Origin of the sequence: Aeromonas sp. R2-4 (assembly GCF_040908365.1) — a bacterium.
In the GTDB taxonomy this organism is placed as follows: domain Bacteria; phylum Pseudomonadota; class Gammaproteobacteria; order Enterobacterales; family Aeromonadaceae; genus Aeromonas; species Aeromonas veronii.
This window is the reverse complement of sequence record NZ_JBFODO010000055.1, coordinates 88,344-107,292: the sequence shown is the minus strand read 5'-3', so window position 1 is coordinate 107,292 and position 18,949 is coordinate 88,344. Positions and strand designations below refer to the sequence as shown.

Genomic DNA, 18,949 nt, shown 5'->3' with positions numbered 1-18,949 from the left:
TTCGAATTGAATTAGTTGAGCTTCTCTTTGATACGAGCAGCTTTGCCGGACAGGTTGCGCAGGTAGTACAGTTTGGCGCGGCGAACATCACCACGACGCTTCAGTTCTACACTGTGGATCAGCGGAGAGTGAGTCTGGAATACACGCTCAACACCTTCGCCGTTGGAGATCTTGCGAACGGTGAAAGCAGAGTGCAGACCGCGGTTACGCTTGGCAATAACGATGCCTTCGAAAGCCTGCAGACGCTCTTTACCACCTTCTTTAACACGAACTTGAACACGTACAGTGTCGCCCTGGGCAAAAGCCGGGATGTCGGTACGCAGTTGCTCTTGTTCAAGCTGCTGAATAATCTTGCTCATTGTCTTTCCTTACCTAGGATAAACTGAAAACTCTACTTAACGCTGTCACGCACTTCGCGGACATACTCGGCAAGAAGTGATTCTTGCTCGTCAGTCAGAGCTAGGTTGTTAATAAGTTCCGGCCTTCTTTGCCAGGTTCGTCCGAGCGACTGCTTGAGACGCCAGCGTCGAATCACTTCGTGATTGCCGCTTGTCAGCGCCTCGGGCACCGCCAATCCATCCAACACCTCCGGCCGAGTATAGTGGGGATGATCCAGCAAGCCATCCGTAAAGGAGTCCTGCTCGGCACTGGCCTGATCACCCAAAACCCCCGGAACCAGACGCGAAACCGCATCGATCAGGGTCATGGCAGGCAACTCGCCACCACTTAACACGTAATCCCCGATAGACCACTCTTCGTCGACTTCGGTTTGTATCACGCGTTCATCGATACCTTCGTATCGACCGGCTACCAGAATCAGTTTCTGATTCGTCGCCAACTCGGTTACGCCCGCTTGAGTCAGCTTGCGTCCCTGAGGAGAGAGATAGATGACTTTCGCCCCGTCTCCCGCCGCTTGCTTGGCTGCATGAATCGCGTCACGCAGCGGCTGAACCATCATTAACATGCCGGGCCCACCACCATAAGGACGATCATCGACCGTACGGTGTTTGTCGTGGGTAAACTCCCGGGGGTTCCAGCACTCAATCTGCAGCAGGCCACTCTTGACGGCCCGACCCGTTACCCCGTGCTCGGTAATGGCTCGGAACATTTCAGGGAAGAGGCTAATGACCCCAATCCACATAAGAAACCTCCGGCACCCGTGTTAGCGCGGGAAACTAGAAACCAGGATCCCAATCAACTTCGATTGTTCGAGCAGTCAGATCAATATTCTTGATCACCTGCTCTTCCAGGAACGGAATCAACCGCTCCTTTGCACCAAAGGCATCTTTTACATTGGCCTCAACCACCAACACATCGTTGGAGCCGGTTTCCATCAATTCGGTCACCTTGCCCAGGTCGTATCCCTTGGTGGTCACCACGGAGCAACCAATCAGGTCACGCCAGTAGAACTCACCTTCAGGCAACGCAGGCAACAGATCAGCGGGTACGCCAATCTCGACATTGGTCAATGCCAGGGCATCTTCGCGCACATCGATACCATCGAGTTTGCAGATCAGACCCTTGTTGTGACGTTTCCAGGATGAAACCCGAATTTCACGCCACGCCCCGTTCTGATTAATCAGCCAGGGGTTGTAATCGAAAATCGCTTCGGCAACATCGGTGAAGGAGTTCACTTTAAGCCAGCCCTTGATGCCATAAACGGTACCCAGGGTGCCCAGAACTACAGGTTTTTCCACCTTAACTCCTTACCGTTGGGCTGATTAAGCAGCTTTTTTAGCGTCTTTGATCAGCTTGGCAACGCGGTCAGAAACAGCGGCACCAGTAGCAACCCAATGCTCGATACGAGCCAGGTCCAGGTTCAGCTTTTCAGCTTGACCAGCAGCAACCGGGTTGAAGAAACCAACGCGCTCGATGAAGCGACCGTCACGGGCGCAACGGCTGTCAGAAACTACTACCTGGTAGAACGGACGCTTTTTCGCGCCACCACGTTGTAAACGAATGGTTACCATATCGTCCTCATTAACATCTAATGAACAAGGCCCGCAAACACGCGGACCCTAGCTTAAAATAAGCCGCGTAATTCTACTTGGATTCGTAATAATTGCAACCAAGCCAGCCATTTTTTGCGCAGAGCGGCAAGGAAAAGGGGCCTGCAACTGCAGACCCCCATCAACACGCAGGCCGAATCAGAACGGGCCGCGACCGCCACCGAACCCGGGGGGCATCATGTTCTTCATCTGACTCATCATCTTGCGCATGCCGCCCTTGCCGGACATTTTCTTCATCATGCGCTGCATCTCGGTGAACTGCTTGAGCAGCTTGTTCACATCCTGCACCTGCATGCCGGAACCTGCGGCGATACGGCGTTTGCGGGAACCCTTGATGAGATCGGGGTGAGCACGCTCCTTGGGCGTCATGGAGCTGATGATCGCCTCCATTCGCACGGTGAGCTTGTCATCCATCTGATCTTTCACGTTATCCGGCAGACCGGACATGCCGGGCAGCTTGTCGAGCATGCCCATCATGCCGCCCATGTTGCGCATCTGGGCCAGCTGCTCGCGAAAATCTTCCAGATCGAAACCCTTGCCACTCTTGACCTTGCTGGCCAGCTTGGCCGCTTTCTCTTTATCGACGTTGCGCTCGACCTCTTCGATAAGAGAGAGCACATCGCCCATACCGAGGATGCGGGAGGCGAGACGATCCGGGTGGAACGGCTCCAGCGCATCGGTCTTTTCACCCATACCGATAAACTTGACCGGCTTGCCGGTGATGTGACGCACCGACAGGGCAGCACCACCACGGGCATCGCCGTCCGCCTTGGTAAGGATCACACCGGTAAGCGGCAGCGCTTCGTTGAACGCCTTGGCGGTGTTGGCGGCATCCTGACCGGTCATGGCATCCACCACGAACAGGGTCTCAACCGGCTTGATGGTGGCATGCAGATCCTGGATCTCGGCCATCATGTCGCTATCAACGTGCAGACGACCGGCAGTATCGACGATCACCACGTCATAGAATTTCTTGCGCGCCTGATCGATGGCGGCGGTGGCGATATCGACCGGCTTCTGGCTGGCATCGCTAGGGAAGAAGTCGACACCGATGTCATTGGCCAGGGTTTCCAGCTGTTTGATCGCCGCCGGACGATAGACGTCGGCACTGACTACCAGCACCTTCTTCTTGCTGCGCTCTTTGAGCAGCTTGGCCAGTTTGCCAACTGTGGTGGTCTTACCGGCCCCCTGCAGACCGGCCATCAGGATGATCGCAGGCGGCTGGGCAGCCAGGTTGAGCTGTTCGTTGGCCTCCCCCATTACGGTGACCAGTTCACCGTGCACAATCTTGATGAATGCCTGGCCCGGGCTCAGGGATTTGGCCACTTCCTGGCCGACTGCGCGCTCTTTGACACGCGCTACGAAATCACGCACGACCGGCAGGGCGACATCCGCCTCGAGCAGCGCCATGCGGACTTCACGCAGGGTTTCCTTGATATTGTCTTCGGTCAGGCGACCACGGCCACTGACATTGCGCAAGGTGCGCGAGAGTCGTTCAGTCAAATTCTCAAACATGACGGATTCCGGTTCTTGGCGTAATAAATTGGGGGCATTATAACCCAGAGCGGGCGCGAGGACGATTATTCACCGCACCGCACCGCAGCAGCAGGGACCTTCTCCCTATATATGGGCAGATCGGCCGTTGCACAACTGGCGAGCACTTCTCGTGCAAGGTATACTGCCCCTCTTACCCTCAAAAGCTTGTGCAACAACGACCTGGTTATGATCGTAATCTCTGTTCTGGCCCTGGCGTTTTATCTGCTGGCCATCATCGCCTCCCTGCATCTGTTACTGAGCGCCAAGCCGGTGGGACAGCGCTCCCTGTTTGCCTGTATCGGATTGGCCCTGATCGCCCATGCCAGCGCCCTCGGTTCAGAGGTATTGCAGAGTTACGGCCAGAACCTGAGCATGCTCAACGTTGCCTCGCTGGTCAGCCTCATCATCAGCTGCTTCATGACCTGCGTGACCCGCCGCTTCAACGGCTGGATCCTGCTGCCGGTGGTCTACAGCTTCTCGGCCCTGCTGCTGGCTGCCAGCGCCTTGATCCCGGGTCGCTACATAACTCATCTGGAGGCCCATCCCCAACTGTTGCTGCACATCGGCCTCGCCCTGATGGCATACTCGGTATTGATGATCGCCTGTCTGTTTGCGCTGCAACTCGCCTGTCTGGACAAACAGCTTAAATCTCGAAAAATCAGCAACCTGCCAGCCATGCCGCCACTGATGACGGTGGAGAAACGGCTGTTTCAGTTGATCTCTGCAGGGGTGCTGCTACTGACACTCTCCATCGCCTCCGGCCTCTTCTTTCTCGAAGATATGTTCGCCCAGGGCAAGTCTCACAAGGCAGTGCTCTCCATCCTGGCATGGTGTGTCTACGTGTTGCTGCTGTGGGGTCATCACACCTATGGCTGGCGCGGCCGCAAAGTCATCACGCTCAGTCTGATCGGCAGCGTCATCCTGACTCTTGCCTACTTTGGCAGTCGCTTCGTCAAAGAAGTGCTGTTGAGCTGACACCTATACTCTTTTAGCCATACCATCCAACAGGAGCCCTTTTTGGACAGCATCTCAACGAGTACATTACTGATTGTTCTCGTTATCTTGATCCTTCTTTCCGCCTTTTTCTCCAGTGCCGAAACCGGTCTGATGTCCATCAACCGCTACAAGCTGCGGCATATGGCACAGACCAAACACAAAGCCGCACGTCGCGTCGAGCAACTGCTCGCCCGCCCCGATCGCCTGCTGGGGCTGATCCTGATCGGCAACAATCTGGTCAATATCCTCGCCTCCGCCATCGCCACCATCGTCTGTATCCGGCTGTTTGGTGATCTCGGGGTCGCCATCGCTACCTTCGGCCTGACCCTGGTGGTACTGGTATTCGGTGAAGTGACCCCCAAGACGCTGGCCGCCATGTTCCCGGAGAAGATCGCCTATCCCGCCTCCTGGATCCTCAAGGGGCTGATGGTGCCGCTCTCGCCGCTGGTCTGGCTGATCAACGGCATCACCAGCGGCCTGCTCAAGATGCTGAAGATCAATCCCAACAAGGATGACTCCCTCAACACCGAGGAGCTGCGCACCATAGTCAATGAGGCGGGTAACCTGATCCCCCAGCGTCATCAGGAGATGCTGTTGAGCATTCTGGATCTCGACAAGATGCTGGTCGAGGACATCATGGTGCCGCGCAGCGATATCTACGCCATCGACATCAACGATGACTGGAAGAGCATCCAGCGCCAGCTGGCCCACTGCGCTCACACCAAGATCCTGCTCTATCGCGACAATATCGATGACGTTGTCGGCTTTTTACACGCACGCGATGCCCTTAGACTGGTAGCCAGGGACCAGTTCAATAAATCGAGCCTGTTGCGTGAAGTGGACGAGATCTACTTCATTCCGGAAGGAACGCCGCTCAACGTGCAGCTGGCCAAATTCCAGCGCAACAAGGAGCGAATTGGCCTGATCGTCGACGAATACGGCGACATTCAGGGGTTGATCACCCTGGACGATATTCTGGAAGAGATCGTGGGCGACTTCACCACCTCCATGACGCCAGCGCCGAGCGACGAGATCCACCCCCAGTCAGATGGTTCTTATCTGGTCGAAGGCTCAGCCAATATTCGTGAGCTGAACAAGGAGATGAACTGGCACCTGCCCATCGACGGCCCGCGCACCCTCAACGGTCTGATCCTCGAATATCTGGAGGAGATCCCCCAGCCCAACATCGGGATCCGGCTGGCCGGCTATCCTATCGAGATCCTCGATGTGGAGAACAACATGGTGAAGATGGCGCGGATTATGCCGGCATCGTACCGGGCGGAGTCGGATTCGCAAGATTGAAAAAGGGCTGCCAGTGGCAGCCCTTTTCTATTGCTCATCGTTACTGTTCATCTTCATCATCCGGCTCCAGCACCAGCGTCGGGATCAACTCGCCAAACACCCTCTGTAGCTCGTCACGGTTGGCCAGCAGGTCTTGCAGCGTATAGCTGTCCATCACCGCCAGAAACGCATCCATCGCCTCTTTCAGCGCACTCTTGAGCAGACAGACAGAGACGATGTGACAAGCGGGCGAACCGCAGTCAATGCCGTCCAGATTGCCTTCCAGCGCCCTGATCACCTGCCCGATATTGATGCTAGCGGGATCGCAAGCCATACGAATACCGCCATTCTTGCCACGCTGGGATTGCAGATAGCCCAGCTTCACCAGCTGATTGACCACCTTCACCATGTGGTTGCGGGAAACACCATACAGGGCCGATACCTTGGCAACGCTCGACAACTCCCCTTCCGGCAGGGTGGCAAGATAGAGCAGGGCTCTCAATCCGAAATCTGTATAACTGGTTAGTCTCATAAAACCTGATTAGCGCGATGCGAAAAGTGGAGTATTGATTCAAATCAAATAAACATCTAGGATGCCACTTATTAAATGACATTTTATATGTTCAATTAGAACGAGGCCCCTATGCTAGATCAAACCACCGTTGCCGTCATCAAAAGCACCATTCCGCTGCTCGAATCGGCAGGCCCTGCCCTCACCCAGCACTTCTACCAGCGGATGTTCAGCCATAACCCGGAGCTGAAAGATATCTTCAACCTGGCCCACCAACGCAGTGGCGGCCAGCCGCTGGCCCTGTTCAATGCAGTCGCCGCGTATGCAAAGAATATCGACAATCTGGGAGCGCTCGCCGGTGCGGTCGAGCGGATTGCGCACAAACATACCGGATTCCTGATCCAGCCGGAACAATATCACATTGTAGGTAGTCATCTCTTGGCCACGCTCAAAGAATTGGGCGGAAGTGCGGTCACCGACGAGGTGCTGGAGGCATGGGGCAAGGCGTATGGCGTGCTGGCCGACATCTTCATCGGCCGCGAGCGGGAGATCTATCAGGAGAAGGCCAATCAGGATGGCGGCTGGCAAGGTACCCGCACCTTCATCATCAAGGAGAAGCGAGCCGAGAGCGACCTCATCACCTCCTTCCTGCTGGCGCCGGAAGATGGCAAGCCGGTGCTGACCTTCAAACCGGGCCAATACCTCAGCATCAAGCTGGTTCACCCCGAGCTGGAATATCAGGAAATCCGCCAATACTCCCTCTCCGATGCCCCCAACGGGCAGGATTACCGCATCAGCGTCAAGCGTGAGCCGCAGGGTCAGGTCTCCAACCTGCTGCACGATCACCTGCAGGCGGGTGACAAGATCGAGGTAATGCCCCCCACCGGCGATTTCTACCTAAAAGCCGACAGCCAGACCCCGGTGGTACTGCTCTCAGCCGGTGTCGGCGTGACGCCGATGATGAGCATGCTCAACCAGCTGCTGGCGAACGGCCATCAGGCTGATGTCACCTGGCTGCACGCCTGCGAACAGGGCGCTGTACACGCCTTCCGGGAGGATATTCAGCAAAAATCCCGCCAGCATCCCAACTTGCTGAGCCGGGTCTGGTATCGGGAGCCGGAGGCCAGCGATGTACAGGGTGAAGATTACGACCTGGCCGGCACCATGGATCTGACTGCCGTGAAGGAGCGCATCACGCCAGAGGCCCACTACTACTTCTGTGGCCCTGTCGGCTTCATGCAAGAGATCAAGCGGCAGCTGCTAGCGGCTGGGGTACCAACGGGGCAGCTCCATTACGAAGTTTTTGGCCCCCATCAAGATCTCTAAGGCACGGGCAGCCATATAACAGAGGGAGGTTCCGGCCTGTCATGGCACGGCGGCTGGAACCGGACCCACAGGTGCAGATCTGTGGGTCATTTTTTTGGATCAGTGCATCGCCTTGGCGCGGGCCACCACGTTGGCCGGCATCCGGTTGCCAAGACGGTTGAGCAGACTCGCCGCCTTCTGGTGCAGCGCCTTGTCACCGATGACAGCACCATGGAGCCAACGGTAGGCATCCTCATAATCAAGCGGACTGCCCATCCCCTGCAACAGCATCTCGACCCACTCGATGCGAGCCCGCAGAAAACCGAGGCTGGCTGCCTCGCGCATCAGAGTTTCGGCTCGCACCAAATCCTTCTGCACCAAAGTTCCTTTCCAGTAGTAGCGACCCAACTGCTCCAGCGCCGGCGCCAACCCCTGATTGGCCGCCTCCCACATATATTGCACCCCGATCTCGGCATTGGGTTTGGTGCAGACACCCCACGCCAGCATATCCCCCCAGAGGAATTGATAGGCCGGGATCTTCATCACCGAGGCGCGTGCTTCGATATCCTGAGTCAGCTGACAGCGATCCTGCTTCACCTGAGTGAGGTGGCGCCCCTGCTCAATCCAGTTGAGCAGCTCGTCCTGACGATAGAGCGGCACCGCCTGCAACTCGCCAGCGGCCAGAGGTGCGGGAGGCGCCACCACAGCGGCAGGTTCAGCCGGTTTTGGCAGCGGTGCGGCCTCCTCGCCACTGCTGGCAACAGGCGTGACTGGCTCGGCCGGAAGCAAGACGGGGACGGCCTCAGAGGGCGCAGGCGTAGCAGAGACAGGGGCCGTTGCCACCGCAGCACTGCTTGCGGTCGGTGCCGATGCACTTGCTGCAGGCGCATCGCTTGATACGGCAGCCGATACCGCCTCGGCACCATAGAGGGGCGCGGTGAATGCACCGACAAGAATGAGAAGGGTAAGGGGTTTCATCATAAGGATCTCCTGCTGCACTCTGTTATCGGCACCAACCCCCATCCCCTTAGCCTGCCGGGCGGATCTCATCAATACAAAAGGGAGCCGAAGCTCCCTTGTTGGCACGGTTGACTCGCTTATTTGACGAAATCGACACCCAACTGGATATCGGCTTTCAGGGTAGCCAGCATGCCTTCCATCGCTTCCTGCTCGAAGGCGCTCAGCTTGCCGTAATCCAGTACGGTTTCGACACCGTTCTTGCCCAGCAGTACCGGCTGTGCGAAGAAGGTGGCGTGCTCGCCGTTGCCTTCAACGTAGGCGCACTCAACAACGTTGGCTTCGCCCTGCAGACCCTTGATGAGGGAGAGACCAAAACGGCACGCCGCCTGACCCATGGAGAGAGTGGCAGAACCGCCACCGGCCTTGGCTTCAACCACTTCGGTACCGGCATTCTGGATGCGCTTGGTCATGGCAGCCACTTCTTCAGCGGTGAAGGAGGCGCCTTCAATCTGGGAGAGCAGCGGCAGAATGGTGACGCCACTGTGACCACCGATCACATTGACGCGAACCTTGTCGATGTTCAACCCTTTGGCAGCGGCCACGAAGGTCTCGGCGCGGATCACGTCCAAGGTGGTGACACCGAACAGGCGACGCTTGTCATAGACACCGGCTTTCTTCAGCACTTCGGCGGCGATGGCCACAGTGGTGTTGACCGGGTTGGTGATGATGCCGATCAGTGCTTTCGGGCAAGTGGCCGCGCACTTCTCGACCAGATTCTTGACGATACCGGCGTTGATATTGAACAGGTCGGAGCGATCCATCCCCGGCTTGCGTGCCACACCGGCGGAGATCAGCACCACATCGGCCCCGACCAGCGCAGGAGTCGGATCTTCACCGCAGAAGCCCTTGATGGCAACGTCGGTAGGAATATGACTGAGGTCAACGGCCACACCCGGGGTGACCGGGGCGATGTCATACAGGCTCAGCTCGGAGCCAGCCGGCAGACGGTTTTTCAACAGCAGAGCGAGGGCTTGACCGATGCCACCAGCGGCACCCAGAACGGCAACTTTCATGATCAACTCCATGTTTAAGCGTAGGTTTAAGGTTGTTTGTTGTTGTGCGCCCAACCTTAATGGATCCCCCCATAAAAAACAATCTGATAACAGTTGCAGTCATGGGTTCTGTGAGCCACGAAACATGCGGGAGCAAAAATTGGAGGGAAATACAAAAAGTTGGAGGAGAAGCACAGTTTTTCTGCACTTCTCCCTACCATAAAGAGGTAGATCTGAAGGTCTCAGGATTGGAATGCCAACGCCCGTTTTTCACACCAGCGAAAACCAATTGTTAACAATCCGTTCATCGCCAGATAAAGCCCGCCAGCCACCCCGAACACCGCCAAGGTATCGTAGGTCTGGGCATTCAACCCCTGCGCCAGCCCCATAATGTCCATGATGGTGATAGTACTGGCGAGGGAGCTCCCCTTGAGCACCAGGATCACCTCGTTGGAGTAGGCAGGCACCAGATGACGGGCGGCGTGGCGCACCTTCATCCACAAGGTCTGGCGGCCATTAAAACCAAGCGCCCGGCACGCCTCCACCTCACCAGCCGGGATGGCATCGAGCGCCCCCTTGAACAACCGAGTGGAGTAGGCCGCCGTGTTGAGACCCAGCGCCAGCACGGCGCAGAACCAGGGCTGCTTGAGCAACGGCCAGAGCGGGCTGGCTTTCAGCCACTCAAACTGGCCCGGCCCATAGTAAATCAGGAAGATCTGAATGAGCAGCGGCGTCCCGGTAAAGAGCAGCACCCACAGTTGCACCAGCTGGGTCGCCACCGGCAGGCGCAGCTCCAACACCCAGGTCATCAGGGCTGCCAACACAATCCCCAGCAGCAGGCTGAATAGGGTCAGCTCCAGCGTGGTAACCAGACCGCCCAGCAACGTAACGAGATACTCTTGCATCAGTTAGCCTCCGTAGCGGCGGGTGTAGCGGGCAGCCAGCCCGAGGCCATATTCACTCACCAGACTGATGGCCAGATAGATGAGGGCGGCGGCGGCATACCAGGTGAACGGCTCATAGGTACTGGCCGAGGCCATCTGGGCCTGACGCATCATCTCGTTGACCCCGATAAGCGACACCAGCGCGGTATCTTTCAGCAATACCAACCACTGGTTGCCGAGACCCGGCAAGGCATGACGCCACGCCTGCGGCAACACGATGCGAAAGAAGATGTGGCTCTTGCTCAAACCCAGCGCCAGCGCCGCCAGCCGTTGACCTGAAGGCACCGCATTGAGCGCCGCCCGCAGGGTCTGGGTCGCATAGCTGGCGAACAGCAGGGAGAGCGCCAGCACGCCACAGGCGAACGGGCTGAACTCCACATACTCGCCAGTGATGAGGAACAGCACCTGGGTCGAGCCGAAGTAGATGAACAGCACCACCAGCAACTCGGGCAGACCACGGATCAGCGTGGTCAGAGTGGCCACCGGCCACACCAGCGCACGCTGCTTGCTGAGCTCGGCGGCACTAAACGCCAGTGCCAATACCATGCCCCCGACCAGTGATACCAAGGCCAGCCCGAGGGTCATCCAGGCTGCATCCAACAACAGGCTCAACATGGCTTACTGCGCGAAGTATTTGTCGAAGATTTTCTGATAGGTGCCGTTGGCCTTGATCTCGGCCAGCCCCTTGTTCAGCTGGGTCAGCAGCTCCTGATTGCCCTTGGCGACCGCGATGCCAAAGCCGGTACCGAAGTACTTGGCATCGGTCACTGGCGCACCCACCACCGCATACTCCTTGTGCTGCTTCAGCCAATCGGCAGCAACGGCGGTATCAGCAAACACACCGTCGGTACGGCCATTCATCATGTCGAGGAAGGCGCTCTGGTAGCTGGCGTACGGTACGGTCAGCAGGCCCTTGCTCACCCAGTTATCCACCAGATAGGACTGGTGAGAGGTACCGTTCTGCACGCCGACTGTCTTGTCTACCATCTCTTCCGGCCCCTTGAAGGCCCCTTTCTTGGCGACGAATACTGCCGAGTTCTCGTAGTAGATGTCAGAGAAATCGACCTGCGCGGAGCGCTCAGGGGTTACGTCCATGGCGGCGATGGCAGCATCGTAGCGACGGAATTTGAGGCTGGGGATCAGGCTGTCAAAGGCCTGGTTGTGGAAGCTGCACTCCAGCTTGGCCTGCTCGCAGATGGCGCGGGCCAGATCGATGTCAAAACCCTGAAACTCGTTCTTGTCATCCAGATATTCGAACGGTGCGTAGGTGGCTTCGGTGGCGAACTTGATCTCTTTGGCCATGACGGAGGTACTCAACAGACCCATGGCAGCAACCAACAACAGACTCTTTTTCATGACAGCTTCCTTATCGATTCAATATCAATGCATCAAGAATTCGGCAAACCGGCTGGTTTGCGGGGATTGGAAAATGGCAGCGGTGCCGGATTCGATGATCCGCCCCTTCTCCAGATAAATCACCTGGCTGGCTACCTTGCGGGCAAAGTCGACCTCGTGGGTCACCACCACCTGGGTAATGCCGGTCTGGCTCAGGTTACGGATGATCTCGGCCACCTCCTTGGTGATCTCGGGATCGAGGGCGGCGGTCGGCTCGTCAAACAGCAGCACTTCCGGGTCCATCATCAGGGTACGGGCAATGGCCACCCGCTGCTGCTGGCCGCCGGAGAGACGTGCCGGCCAGGCATCGCGCTTGTCGGCCAGTTGCAGCTGGGCCAGCAGATAGGCCCCCTTCTCGATAGCGGCCTCCTTGCTCATGCCGAGCACCTTGACCGGCGCTTCAGTCAGATTCTCCATCACAGTGAGATGTGGCCAGAGATTGTACTGCTGGAACACCATGCCCACCTTGCGACGCAGCAGTTGGGACTGGCGGTTGAATTCGGCAGCAGAGAGGGCGCTCGGGAAAGAAAATTCACTTTCACCAATCCGCAGAACACCCGCATCCGGGGTATCCAGCAGATTCATCATCCGTAGCAGGGAACTCTTGCCAGCACCGCTCGGGCCCAGCAACACCAAGGTTTCACCGGGAGATGTCCGAAAGCTGACCTGTTGCAGAACCGGCACCTTGTGCCAGGACTTCTCGATACCTATTAACTCAATACCCATACAGCCCAATTGAATAAGTTTTCAAAATTTCATCCCGATTCTATCCCTAATAAAGGTTGATGCAAGCCATTTTTGAATCAATATGCAGAACAAGCGCCGCTTCCTTGCAAAAAACGGCATATGAATGCAAAATGGCCCCGCTGTTCGTATCTGCCGCCTGTATCGCACAGGCCGCCACACCTCCTCATTCGTGAGACCAAGATGAAACACAACGACAAGCAAGAAAAACTGGCCAAGGCCTTTAAAGCCTTGCTGAAAGAAGAGCGCTTTGGCTCCCAGGCAGAAATCGTCACCGCCCTGCAAGAGCTGGGCTTCGAGAACATCAACCAGTCCAAGGTATCGCGCATGCTAAGCCGCTTCGGCGCCGTTCGCACTCGCAACGCCAAGATGGAGATGGTCTACTGCCTGCCGGTGGAACTGGGCGTGCCCACCACCTCCAGCCCGCTCAAGAATCTGGTACTGGACGTCGATCACAACGGCGCACTGGTGGTGATCCACACCAGCCCGGGCGCAGCCCAGCTGATCGCCCGCCTGCTCGACTCCCTCGGCAAGGCAGAGGGGATCCTCGGCACCATCGCCGGTGATGACACCATCTTCATCACCCCGACCAGCGACACCGATATCGAAGAGCTCTACCTCTCCGCCCTCGAGCTGTTCGAACAGACGCCGTAATGGCCGCTACCGCGTCATAGCGGTCAAGCCAGAACGAAAAATCCCGGCCAAGGCCGGGATTTTTGTTTTCTGAGTCTTCGTCAGGCGGGCTTATTTGCCCTGCGCCATCAGAAAACCTTCAGATGGGGCGAAGAAGGCCGCGCCGGTCACTGCCTTGGTAAAGCGCAACAGGTGATCGAAGTGGCTGCCCTCCCCCTTGTACATGCTGGCCAGCATGGCGTTGAAGTGCTGCGGTGTGCGGCAGCAGGAGATGAAGTAGAGCCCCTGCTCGGTCATGGTGCCCCAGGGCATGCTCTGGCGCAGGATCTCCATGGACTCCCCTTTCGGCGTCTTGAGATTGACCCGCTTGATGTGGGCGGTCAGCGGCTTGGCGGCAGACTCATACTCGATGTTGTCGGGCTTGGTGCGACCGATAATGTCTTCCTGCTCTTTTTGCGCCAGCTTCTCCCAGTCGCTCATGGCGTGTACCCAGCGCTGAACGTGGATGTAAGAGCCACCGGCAAACTCGCCTTCCGCCAGCAGCGCCACTTCGGCACGGTGCTCATCCTGCGGGTTCTCGGTGCCGTCAACGAAACCGGTCAGGTCACGGCAATCCAGATTGCGGAAACCGCGCACCTCTTCGGCCAGTTCGACCAGTCCGGCCAGCAGTGCCATCACTCGGTGACCAGCGTGGTGCAGCACATCCACCCGATCGGCGCGCAGCTGAATAAAGAGATCAAACGGGGTGTTGGGGGCCTCCTGACCGTTGGCGGATTGCGCCATAAAGCTGCGGAACTGGGGCGGACGGGCGGCAGGGTAGAGACCATCCCAGGCATCGGCGCCAACGGCAACCAGACCGCTGAAACCGGCATCGGGGAAATCGGCGGCGACCGCCTGCCACAGGGCGGGCAGTTTGGCCAGACGGCCGACCAGTTCGGCGGCATCGCCGGTACGATTGAACATCAGATAGAGGGCGTGCAGATTCGGCTCTGCGCAGATCCCGGCTTGGGCTTTCATATATCTCTCCCCTGAGTAGGCGTTAGCGTTACGGGCTATTTGCGTTGCGCGATTATAAACCAGAGTGGATCCAGTTCTTTGATTTCACGACGATATCACGCGTTCAGGGCAAAGGGTCAAACAACACCAATCCATGGGGAGCGACCTTGATCCGTGCCCGCATCCCATCAAGGGGCTCGCCAATGCTCGCCTCCAGCTGCAGATCGCCACACTCGAACAGCACCCGGCAGTGGTGGCCGAGGAACTGCTGCTCCACCACCTTGAGCTCCCCATCTGCGGCGCTCTCCAGCAGCAGTTGCTGGGGTCTGAGCATCAGCTGCAACTGCTCACCCACCGCACGGCCATGAGGCTCACTGCCACAAATGACCCCGAGCGCCGTCTGCACGCACTGGCTGTCCACCACCTCGGCAGCCAGATAGTTGACCCCGCCGAGAAACTCCGCCACGAAGCGGTTTTGCGGGCGGCGATAGAGCTGCTCAGGCTGGCCCACCTGCTCGATGTGACCGGCGCGAAACAGCGCCAGCCGATCGGCGAAGGCGAACGCCTCCTCCTTGCTGTGGCTGACGAAGATGGCGCCGATCCCCTGCTGCTTGAGCAGGGCGCGGATCTCGAGGATCAACTTCATCCGCACCTGGGTATCGATGTTGGAGAAGGGCTCATCCAGCAGCATCAGCCGCGGCTTGCACACCAGCGCCCGGGCGATGGCTACCCGCTGCTGCTGGCCACCGGAGAGCTGGTGCGGATAGCGATCCCCCAGCCCCTGCAGATTGACCAGCGCCAGCGCCTCGTCCACCTGCTGCTGGCGGGCGCGGCGATCAAGTTTGGTCAGGCCAAAGCCGACATTGTCGGCCACCGTCAGGTGGGGGAAGAGGGCGTAATCCTGAAAGATCATGCCGATGTTGCGCGCCTCGGGCGGCACGCTGGCACCCGGCCCGTCGAGCAGGGTATCGCCGAGGCGAATCGAGCCCTCAGCCAACGGCAGCAGCCCTGCGATGGCCTTGAGCAGCGTGGTCTTGCCGCAGCCACTGGCCCCCAGCAGGCAGACGATCTCGTTGTCTGCCACCGTCAGGGAGAGCAGCTCCAACACATTGCGGCCGTTGTAACGGCAGCTGACATTTTCAACCTGCAAACAGGACAAGGCTGACTTCCTCTCTTTTCTGGCGGCGCGCTGCCTTTCGGTTCAGCACACCGCATGCAATTTCATTGACCGATGCGGCGACTCAGTGGCCCGGACTGTCCAGACTGCGGTTGACCCAGATCAGCGGCAACAGCCCCACCAGCACAATGACGATAGCCCCCAGCGCGCCGCGCTCCAGCATCTCGTCCGAGACGAATTGGTAGACGTGGGTCGCCAGGGTATCGAAGTTGAAGGGCCGCAGCAGCAGAGCGGCAGGCAGCTCCTTCATGGATTCGATGAATACCAGCATGGCACCGGCAAACAGACCCCGGCGCACCAGCGGCAGATGAACCCGCCGCAGCATGCCGCCATCCCCTTGCCCCAGAGAGCGGGCCGCCATGTCGAGGCTGGGGGAGATCTTGCCCATGCTGCTCTCCACCGAGCCGATGGCGATGGCCACGAAGCGCACCAGATAGCCGAACACGATGGCGGTGATGGTACCGGTCAGCAGCAAGCCCGGCCCCTGACGCCCGAGCCACTCGGCCAGATCGTTGATGGCAAAGTCGAGGGCGGTGAGCGGCACCAGCACCCCGATGGCGAGCACGGTGCCCGGCATGGCGTAACCCATGGCGGCGATGCGCAGGGGCAGCAAACTCTTGAACCCGCCATCGAGACGGCGGAAGAAGCCGAGCAGCAGGGCGATGCCCATCGCCAGCAGAGCGGTCAGCGCCGAGATAGCCAAGCTGTTGCCGGCGAAGCGGACAAACTCCGGCGTCCACGACAACTCGAAGTAGCGCACCCCGTAATCGAGCAGGATGACGAACGGCAAAGCGAAACCGGCCAGCACCAGCCCCCAGCACCAGAGACCCGCCAACCAGCGGCTCATCCCCTTAAGCGGATAGCGCAGCGGCTGCTCATGGCCCATGGACTTCTGGAACACCTGCTGTCGACTGCGCGAGCGACGCTCCAGCGCGATCAGCAGCACCACCGCCAGCAGCATCAGGCAGGAGAGTTTGGCCGCGGTGGCCAGACTACCGTAGCCGAGCCAGGTGTCGTAGACAGCTGTGGTCAGGGTGTTGATGGCAAAGAAGTGGACGGTGGCGAAATCGGCCAGCGTCTCCATGGCCACCAACGATACCGCCACCATGATGGCGGGGCGCGCCAGCGGCAGACTGAGGCGGCGAAAGCTCTGCCACGGGGTACAGCCGAGCAGGCGGCTGGAGTGGATCAGGCTGACTGACTGCTCGAGAAAAGAGGCGCGGGTCAGCAGATAGACATAGGGGAACAGCACCAGCGCCAGCACCCAGGCGGCGCCGCCAAGGGAGCGAATGGCCGGAAACCAGTAATCGGCCGGACTGTTCCAGCCAAAGAGTGCTCGCAACCCGGCCTGTAGCGGGCCCGAGTAGTCGAGCAAGTCGGTATAGACGTAGGCGACGATATAGGAGGGCATGGCCATCGGCAGCATCAAGGCCCATTGCAGGGCACGCCGCCCTGGCACCTGACACATGGCCACCAGCCAGGCGGTGGGCACGCCAAATAGCAGGCTTAGCAGCACCACGCCGACCACCAGCCCCAGGGTATTGCCCAGATAATCGAGCAGCACGGTATCGGCGAGGTGGCGAAACAGCTCCCCCTCAGCCGAGAAGGCAGAGAAAAGCAGGGCTATAACCGGTAAACCCAGCAGCAGGGCGGTGGCCCAGCTGCCGGTCATCCATCCAAAATTTTTCATGAGACCACAGATGTTGATGGGGCCGTTGGCCCCATCTGATTACAAGTCGAACTTCACTTCATCCAGCAACTGCAAGGCGTCCTTGCGGTGCTTGGCGTAATCGCTGACCGGTAGTGCGTCAGACTTGAAACTGCCCCAGGACTTGACCATGGCGGAAGGCTCGACTCCGGCCTTGACCGGATATTCGGCGTTCACATCCGCATACATGTGCTGGGCGGTGTCGCCAGCCAGAAACTCCATCAGCTTCTGGGCCTCGGCCTTATTCTTGGCATACTTGGTCATGGCCACGCCACTCACGTTGACGTGTGCACCGCGGTCAGCCTGGTTCGGGAAGTTGATATAGACCGCATCCGCCCAGGACTTCTGCGCAGGATCTTTCAACATGGCGCCCAGATAATAGCTGTTGCCGAGCGACACGTCACAGATACCATCCTTGATCGCCTTGACCTGATCCCGGTCATTGCCCTGCGGCTTGCGCGCCAGGTTGGCCTTGACCCCTTCCAGCCAGGTTTTGGTCTCGGCCATGCCGTGATGGGCAATCATGGAGGAGACCAGCGCCACATTGTACTCATGCTTGCCGCTACGGGTGCAGATTTTCCCTTTGAATTCCGGTTTGGCCAGATCTTCGTAACTGATGGTCTCGAGCTTACCGAGGCGATCCTTGCTGGAGTAGATGGCGCGAACCCGGGTGGTCAGGGCGAACCAGCGATTCTCCGGATCACGATAGATGGCGGGGATGTTCTCCTGCAGGATCTTGCTATCCACCGGCTGCACCAACCCCTTGTCCACCAGATCGGTCAGACGGCTGATATCGACGGTCAGCATCAGGTCGGCCGGAGAGAGCTTGCCTTCCCGCTCCAGACGCTCGTTCAATCCCTCTTTGGCGAACACCACGTTCACCTTGATGCCAGATTCCTTCTCGAACTGCTGGATGATGGGCTTGATCAGCTCATCCTGCCGGTTGGAGTAGACATTCACTTCCCCGGCCGCCAATGCAGACTGAGCTGCCAACGCAGAGAAAGCCAGTGCCAACATCTTCATTTTCATCATCCATTCCTTGATTAGCTATACAGAGTGATAACGATTTCCGTTTGCATTCTGCATACATCTTATAAGCGGATCAAGAAAGCTCGCCGTCGCCACATCACATATTTAATCGCCCATAAATGAAAAGGGCCGGATGGAATCCCATTCGGCCTCTTCTGAACAAAACGTTATGTTGGTCAGGCTTCAATAAGCGCCTACTCCCTCGGGATGCCCGAGGTCGGGAGGTCAACAGATCTGTACGTCACTGATGCGGTTCATCACAGCGCCTCGTCGTCACTCTCGCCGGTGCGGATGCGCACCGCTTGCAGCAAGTCGTAGACAAAGATCTTGCCGTCGCCGATCTTGCCGGTATAGGCCGCCTTGCAGATCGCCTCGATCACCCCTTCCACGTTATCATCAGCGGTGGCAATCTCCAGCTTCACCTTGGGCAGGAAGTCGACCTGATACTCGGCTCCCCGGTATAATTCGGTGTGTCCCTTCTGGCGGCCAAATCCCTTGACCTCGGACACGGTCAGCCCTTCCACCCCCAGGTTGGCAATAGCCTCGCGGACATCGTCCAACTTGAACGGTTTGATAATCGCACTAATCAGCTTCATCTGGTTGCTCCCAATCCATGGTGTGTCATGAATCGGGTTTCAATTCTTATGCCAAGTATTTTTATTGTTTTATTTCA

21 protein-coding genes are annotated in these 18,949 nt (G+C 58.2%); 4 read left to right on the top strand and 17 right to left on the bottom strand.

Annotated elements, in window-relative coordinates; translation table 11 throughout:
* Positions 1–11: 11 nt before the first annotated feature.
* The 5 genes from rplS to ffh form a co-directional block, all read right to left on the bottom strand.
* Positions 12–359 (bottom strand): 50S ribosomal protein L19, encoded by a 348-nt coding sequence (gene rplS, locus AB5Z05_RS20920; protein ID WP_005313505.1) that lies wholly within the window; start codon positions 357–359, stop codon positions 12–14.
* A gap of 32 nt (positions 360–391) precedes the next feature.
* Positions 392–1,141: a tRNA (guanosine(37)-N1)-methyltransferase TrmD gene (gene trmD, locus AB5Z05_RS20915; RefSeq protein WP_005340400.1), complete on the bottom strand. Its 750-nt coding sequence runs from the start codon at positions 1,139–1,141 to the stop codon at positions 392–394.
* Between the two features lie 34 nt (positions 1,142–1,175).
* Complete coding sequence (rimM, locus tag AB5Z05_RS20910; RefSeq protein WP_005340394.1) at positions 1,176–1,697, bottom strand: ribosome maturation factor RimM; 522 nt, start codon at positions 1,695–1,697, stop codon at positions 1,176–1,178.
* 24 nt (positions 1,698–1,721) lie between these two features.
* Positions 1,722–1,970, bottom strand: a complete 249-nt coding sequence (gene rpsP / locus AB5Z05_RS20905) for a 30S ribosomal protein S16 (RefSeq protein WP_005340392.1) — start codon at positions 1,968–1,970, stop codon at positions 1,722–1,724.
* Between the two features lie 177 nt (positions 1,971–2,147).
* Entirely contained in the window at positions 2,148–3,524 is a 1,377-nt protein-coding gene (gene ffh, locus AB5Z05_RS20900) for a signal recognition particle protein (protein ID WP_368152920.1), read from the bottom strand.
* Between the two features lie 207 nt (positions 3,525–3,731).
* Here ffh and ccsA point away from each other — a divergent pair, with 207 nt between their 5' ends.
* Together ccsA and AB5Z05_RS20890 are read left to right on the top strand one after the other, a co-directional pair.
* Complete coding sequence (ccsA, locus tag AB5Z05_RS20895) at positions 3,732–4,520, top strand: inner membrane protein YpjD (RefSeq protein WP_149153633.1); 789 nt, start codon at positions 3,732–3,734, stop codon at positions 4,518–4,520.
* 42 nt (positions 4,521–4,562) lie between these two features.
* Entirely contained in the window at positions 4,563–5,843 is a 1,281-nt protein-coding gene (locus AB5Z05_RS20890) for an HlyC/CorC family transporter (RefSeq protein ID WP_368152919.1), read from the top strand.
* 40 nt (positions 5,844–5,883) lie between these two features.
* On the opposite strand, the gene AB5Z05_RS20885 is transcribed toward AB5Z05_RS20890, so the two are convergent.
* Positions 5,884–6,354: an Rrf2 family transcriptional regulator gene (locus tag AB5Z05_RS20885; protein ID WP_164537731.1), complete on the bottom strand. Its 471-nt coding sequence runs from the start codon at positions 6,352–6,354 to the stop codon at positions 5,884–5,886.
* A 111-nt stretch (positions 6,355–6,465) separates the two neighbouring features.
* Between AB5Z05_RS20885 and hmpA the strand changes: the two genes are divergently transcribed.
* On the top strand, positions 6,466–7,659 hold the full coding sequence (hmpA, locus tag AB5Z05_RS20880; RefSeq protein WP_368152918.1) for an NO-inducible flavohemoprotein: 1,194 nt from the start codon (positions 6,466–6,468) through the stop codon (positions 7,657–7,659).
* 99 nt (positions 7,660–7,758) lie between these two features.
* Here the strand turns inward: hmpA and AB5Z05_RS20875 are convergent, their stop codons facing one another.
* The 6 genes from AB5Z05_RS20875 to AB5Z05_RS20850 all read right to left on the bottom strand — a co-directional run bounded on the left by AB5Z05_RS20875 (position 7,759) and on the right by AB5Z05_RS20850 (position 12,715).
* Complete coding sequence (locus tag AB5Z05_RS20875) at positions 7,759–8,343, bottom strand: tetratricopeptide repeat protein (protein ID WP_151286247.1); 585 nt, start codon at positions 8,341–8,343, stop codon at positions 7,759–7,761.
* Positions 8,344–8,735: 392 nt separating this feature from the next.
* A complete protein-coding gene (gene mdh / locus AB5Z05_RS20870) occupies positions 8,736–9,671 on the bottom strand; it encodes a malate dehydrogenase (protein WP_005340384.1) in 936 nt (311 codons plus the stop codon).
* A 221-nt stretch (positions 9,672–9,892) separates the two neighbouring features.
* A complete protein-coding gene (artM, locus tag AB5Z05_RS20865; RefSeq protein WP_005348902.1) occupies positions 9,893–10,555 on the bottom strand; it encodes an arginine ABC transporter permease ArtM in 663 nt (220 codons plus the stop codon).
* Positions 10,556–10,558: 3 nt separating this feature from the next.
* Entirely contained in the window at positions 10,559–11,209 is a 651-nt protein-coding gene (gene artQ / locus AB5Z05_RS20860; protein WP_236316904.1) for an arginine ABC transporter permease ArtQ, read from the bottom strand.
* 3 nt (positions 11,210–11,212) lie between these two features.
* Positions 11,213–11,950: a transporter substrate-binding domain-containing protein gene (locus tag AB5Z05_RS20855; RefSeq protein ID WP_019445594.1), complete on the bottom strand. Its 738-nt coding sequence runs from the start codon at positions 11,948–11,950 to the stop codon at positions 11,213–11,215.
* A 24-nt stretch (positions 11,951–11,974) separates the two neighbouring features.
* The gene (locus AB5Z05_RS20850) at positions 11,975–12,715 is read right to left on the bottom strand and encodes an ATP-binding cassette domain-containing protein (protein WP_368152917.1); all 741 of its coding nucleotides are present in this window, start codon (positions 12,713–12,715) and stop codon (positions 11,975–11,977) included.
* A gap of 201 nt (positions 12,716–12,916) precedes the next feature.
* Between AB5Z05_RS20850 and argR the strand changes: the two genes are divergently transcribed.
* The gene (gene argR / locus AB5Z05_RS20845; RefSeq protein ID WP_005340378.1) at positions 12,917–13,387 is read left to right on the top strand and encodes a transcriptional regulator ArgR; all 471 of its coding nucleotides are present in this window, start codon (positions 12,917–12,919) and stop codon (positions 13,385–13,387) included.
* A 90-nt stretch (positions 13,388–13,477) separates the two neighbouring features.
* Here argR and AB5Z05_RS20840 read toward each other — a convergent pair whose 3' ends face one another.
* The 5 genes from AB5Z05_RS20840 to glnK all read right to left on the bottom strand — a co-directional run bounded on the left by AB5Z05_RS20840 (position 13,478) and on the right by glnK (position 18,872).
* The gene (locus AB5Z05_RS20840; RefSeq protein ID WP_075116038.1) at positions 13,478–14,383 is read right to left on the bottom strand and encodes a Dyp-type peroxidase; all 906 of its coding nucleotides are present in this window, start codon (positions 14,381–14,383) and stop codon (positions 13,478–13,480) included.
* A 103-nt stretch (positions 14,384–14,486) separates the two neighbouring features.
* Positions 14,487–15,521, bottom strand: a complete 1,035-nt coding sequence (locus tag AB5Z05_RS20835; RefSeq protein ID WP_368152916.1) for an ABC transporter ATP-binding protein — start codon at positions 15,519–15,521, stop codon at positions 14,487–14,489.
* A gap of 82 nt (positions 15,522–15,603) precedes the next feature.
* Positions 15,604–17,229: an ABC transporter permease gene (locus AB5Z05_RS20830; RefSeq protein WP_368152915.1), complete on the bottom strand. Its 1,626-nt coding sequence runs from the start codon at positions 17,227–17,229 to the stop codon at positions 15,604–15,606.
* Between the two features lie 39 nt (positions 17,230–17,268).
* On the bottom strand, positions 17,269–18,276 hold the full coding sequence (locus AB5Z05_RS20825) for a Fe(3+) ABC transporter substrate-binding protein (RefSeq protein WP_021230948.1): 1,008 nt from the start codon (positions 18,274–18,276) through the stop codon (positions 17,269–17,271).
* A gap of 257 nt (positions 18,277–18,533) precedes the next feature.
* A complete protein-coding gene (glnK, locus tag AB5Z05_RS20820) occupies positions 18,534–18,872 on the bottom strand; it encodes a P-II family nitrogen regulator (RefSeq protein ID WP_005341406.1) in 339 nt (112 codons plus the stop codon).
* Positions 18,873–18,949 lie beyond the last annotated feature (77 nt).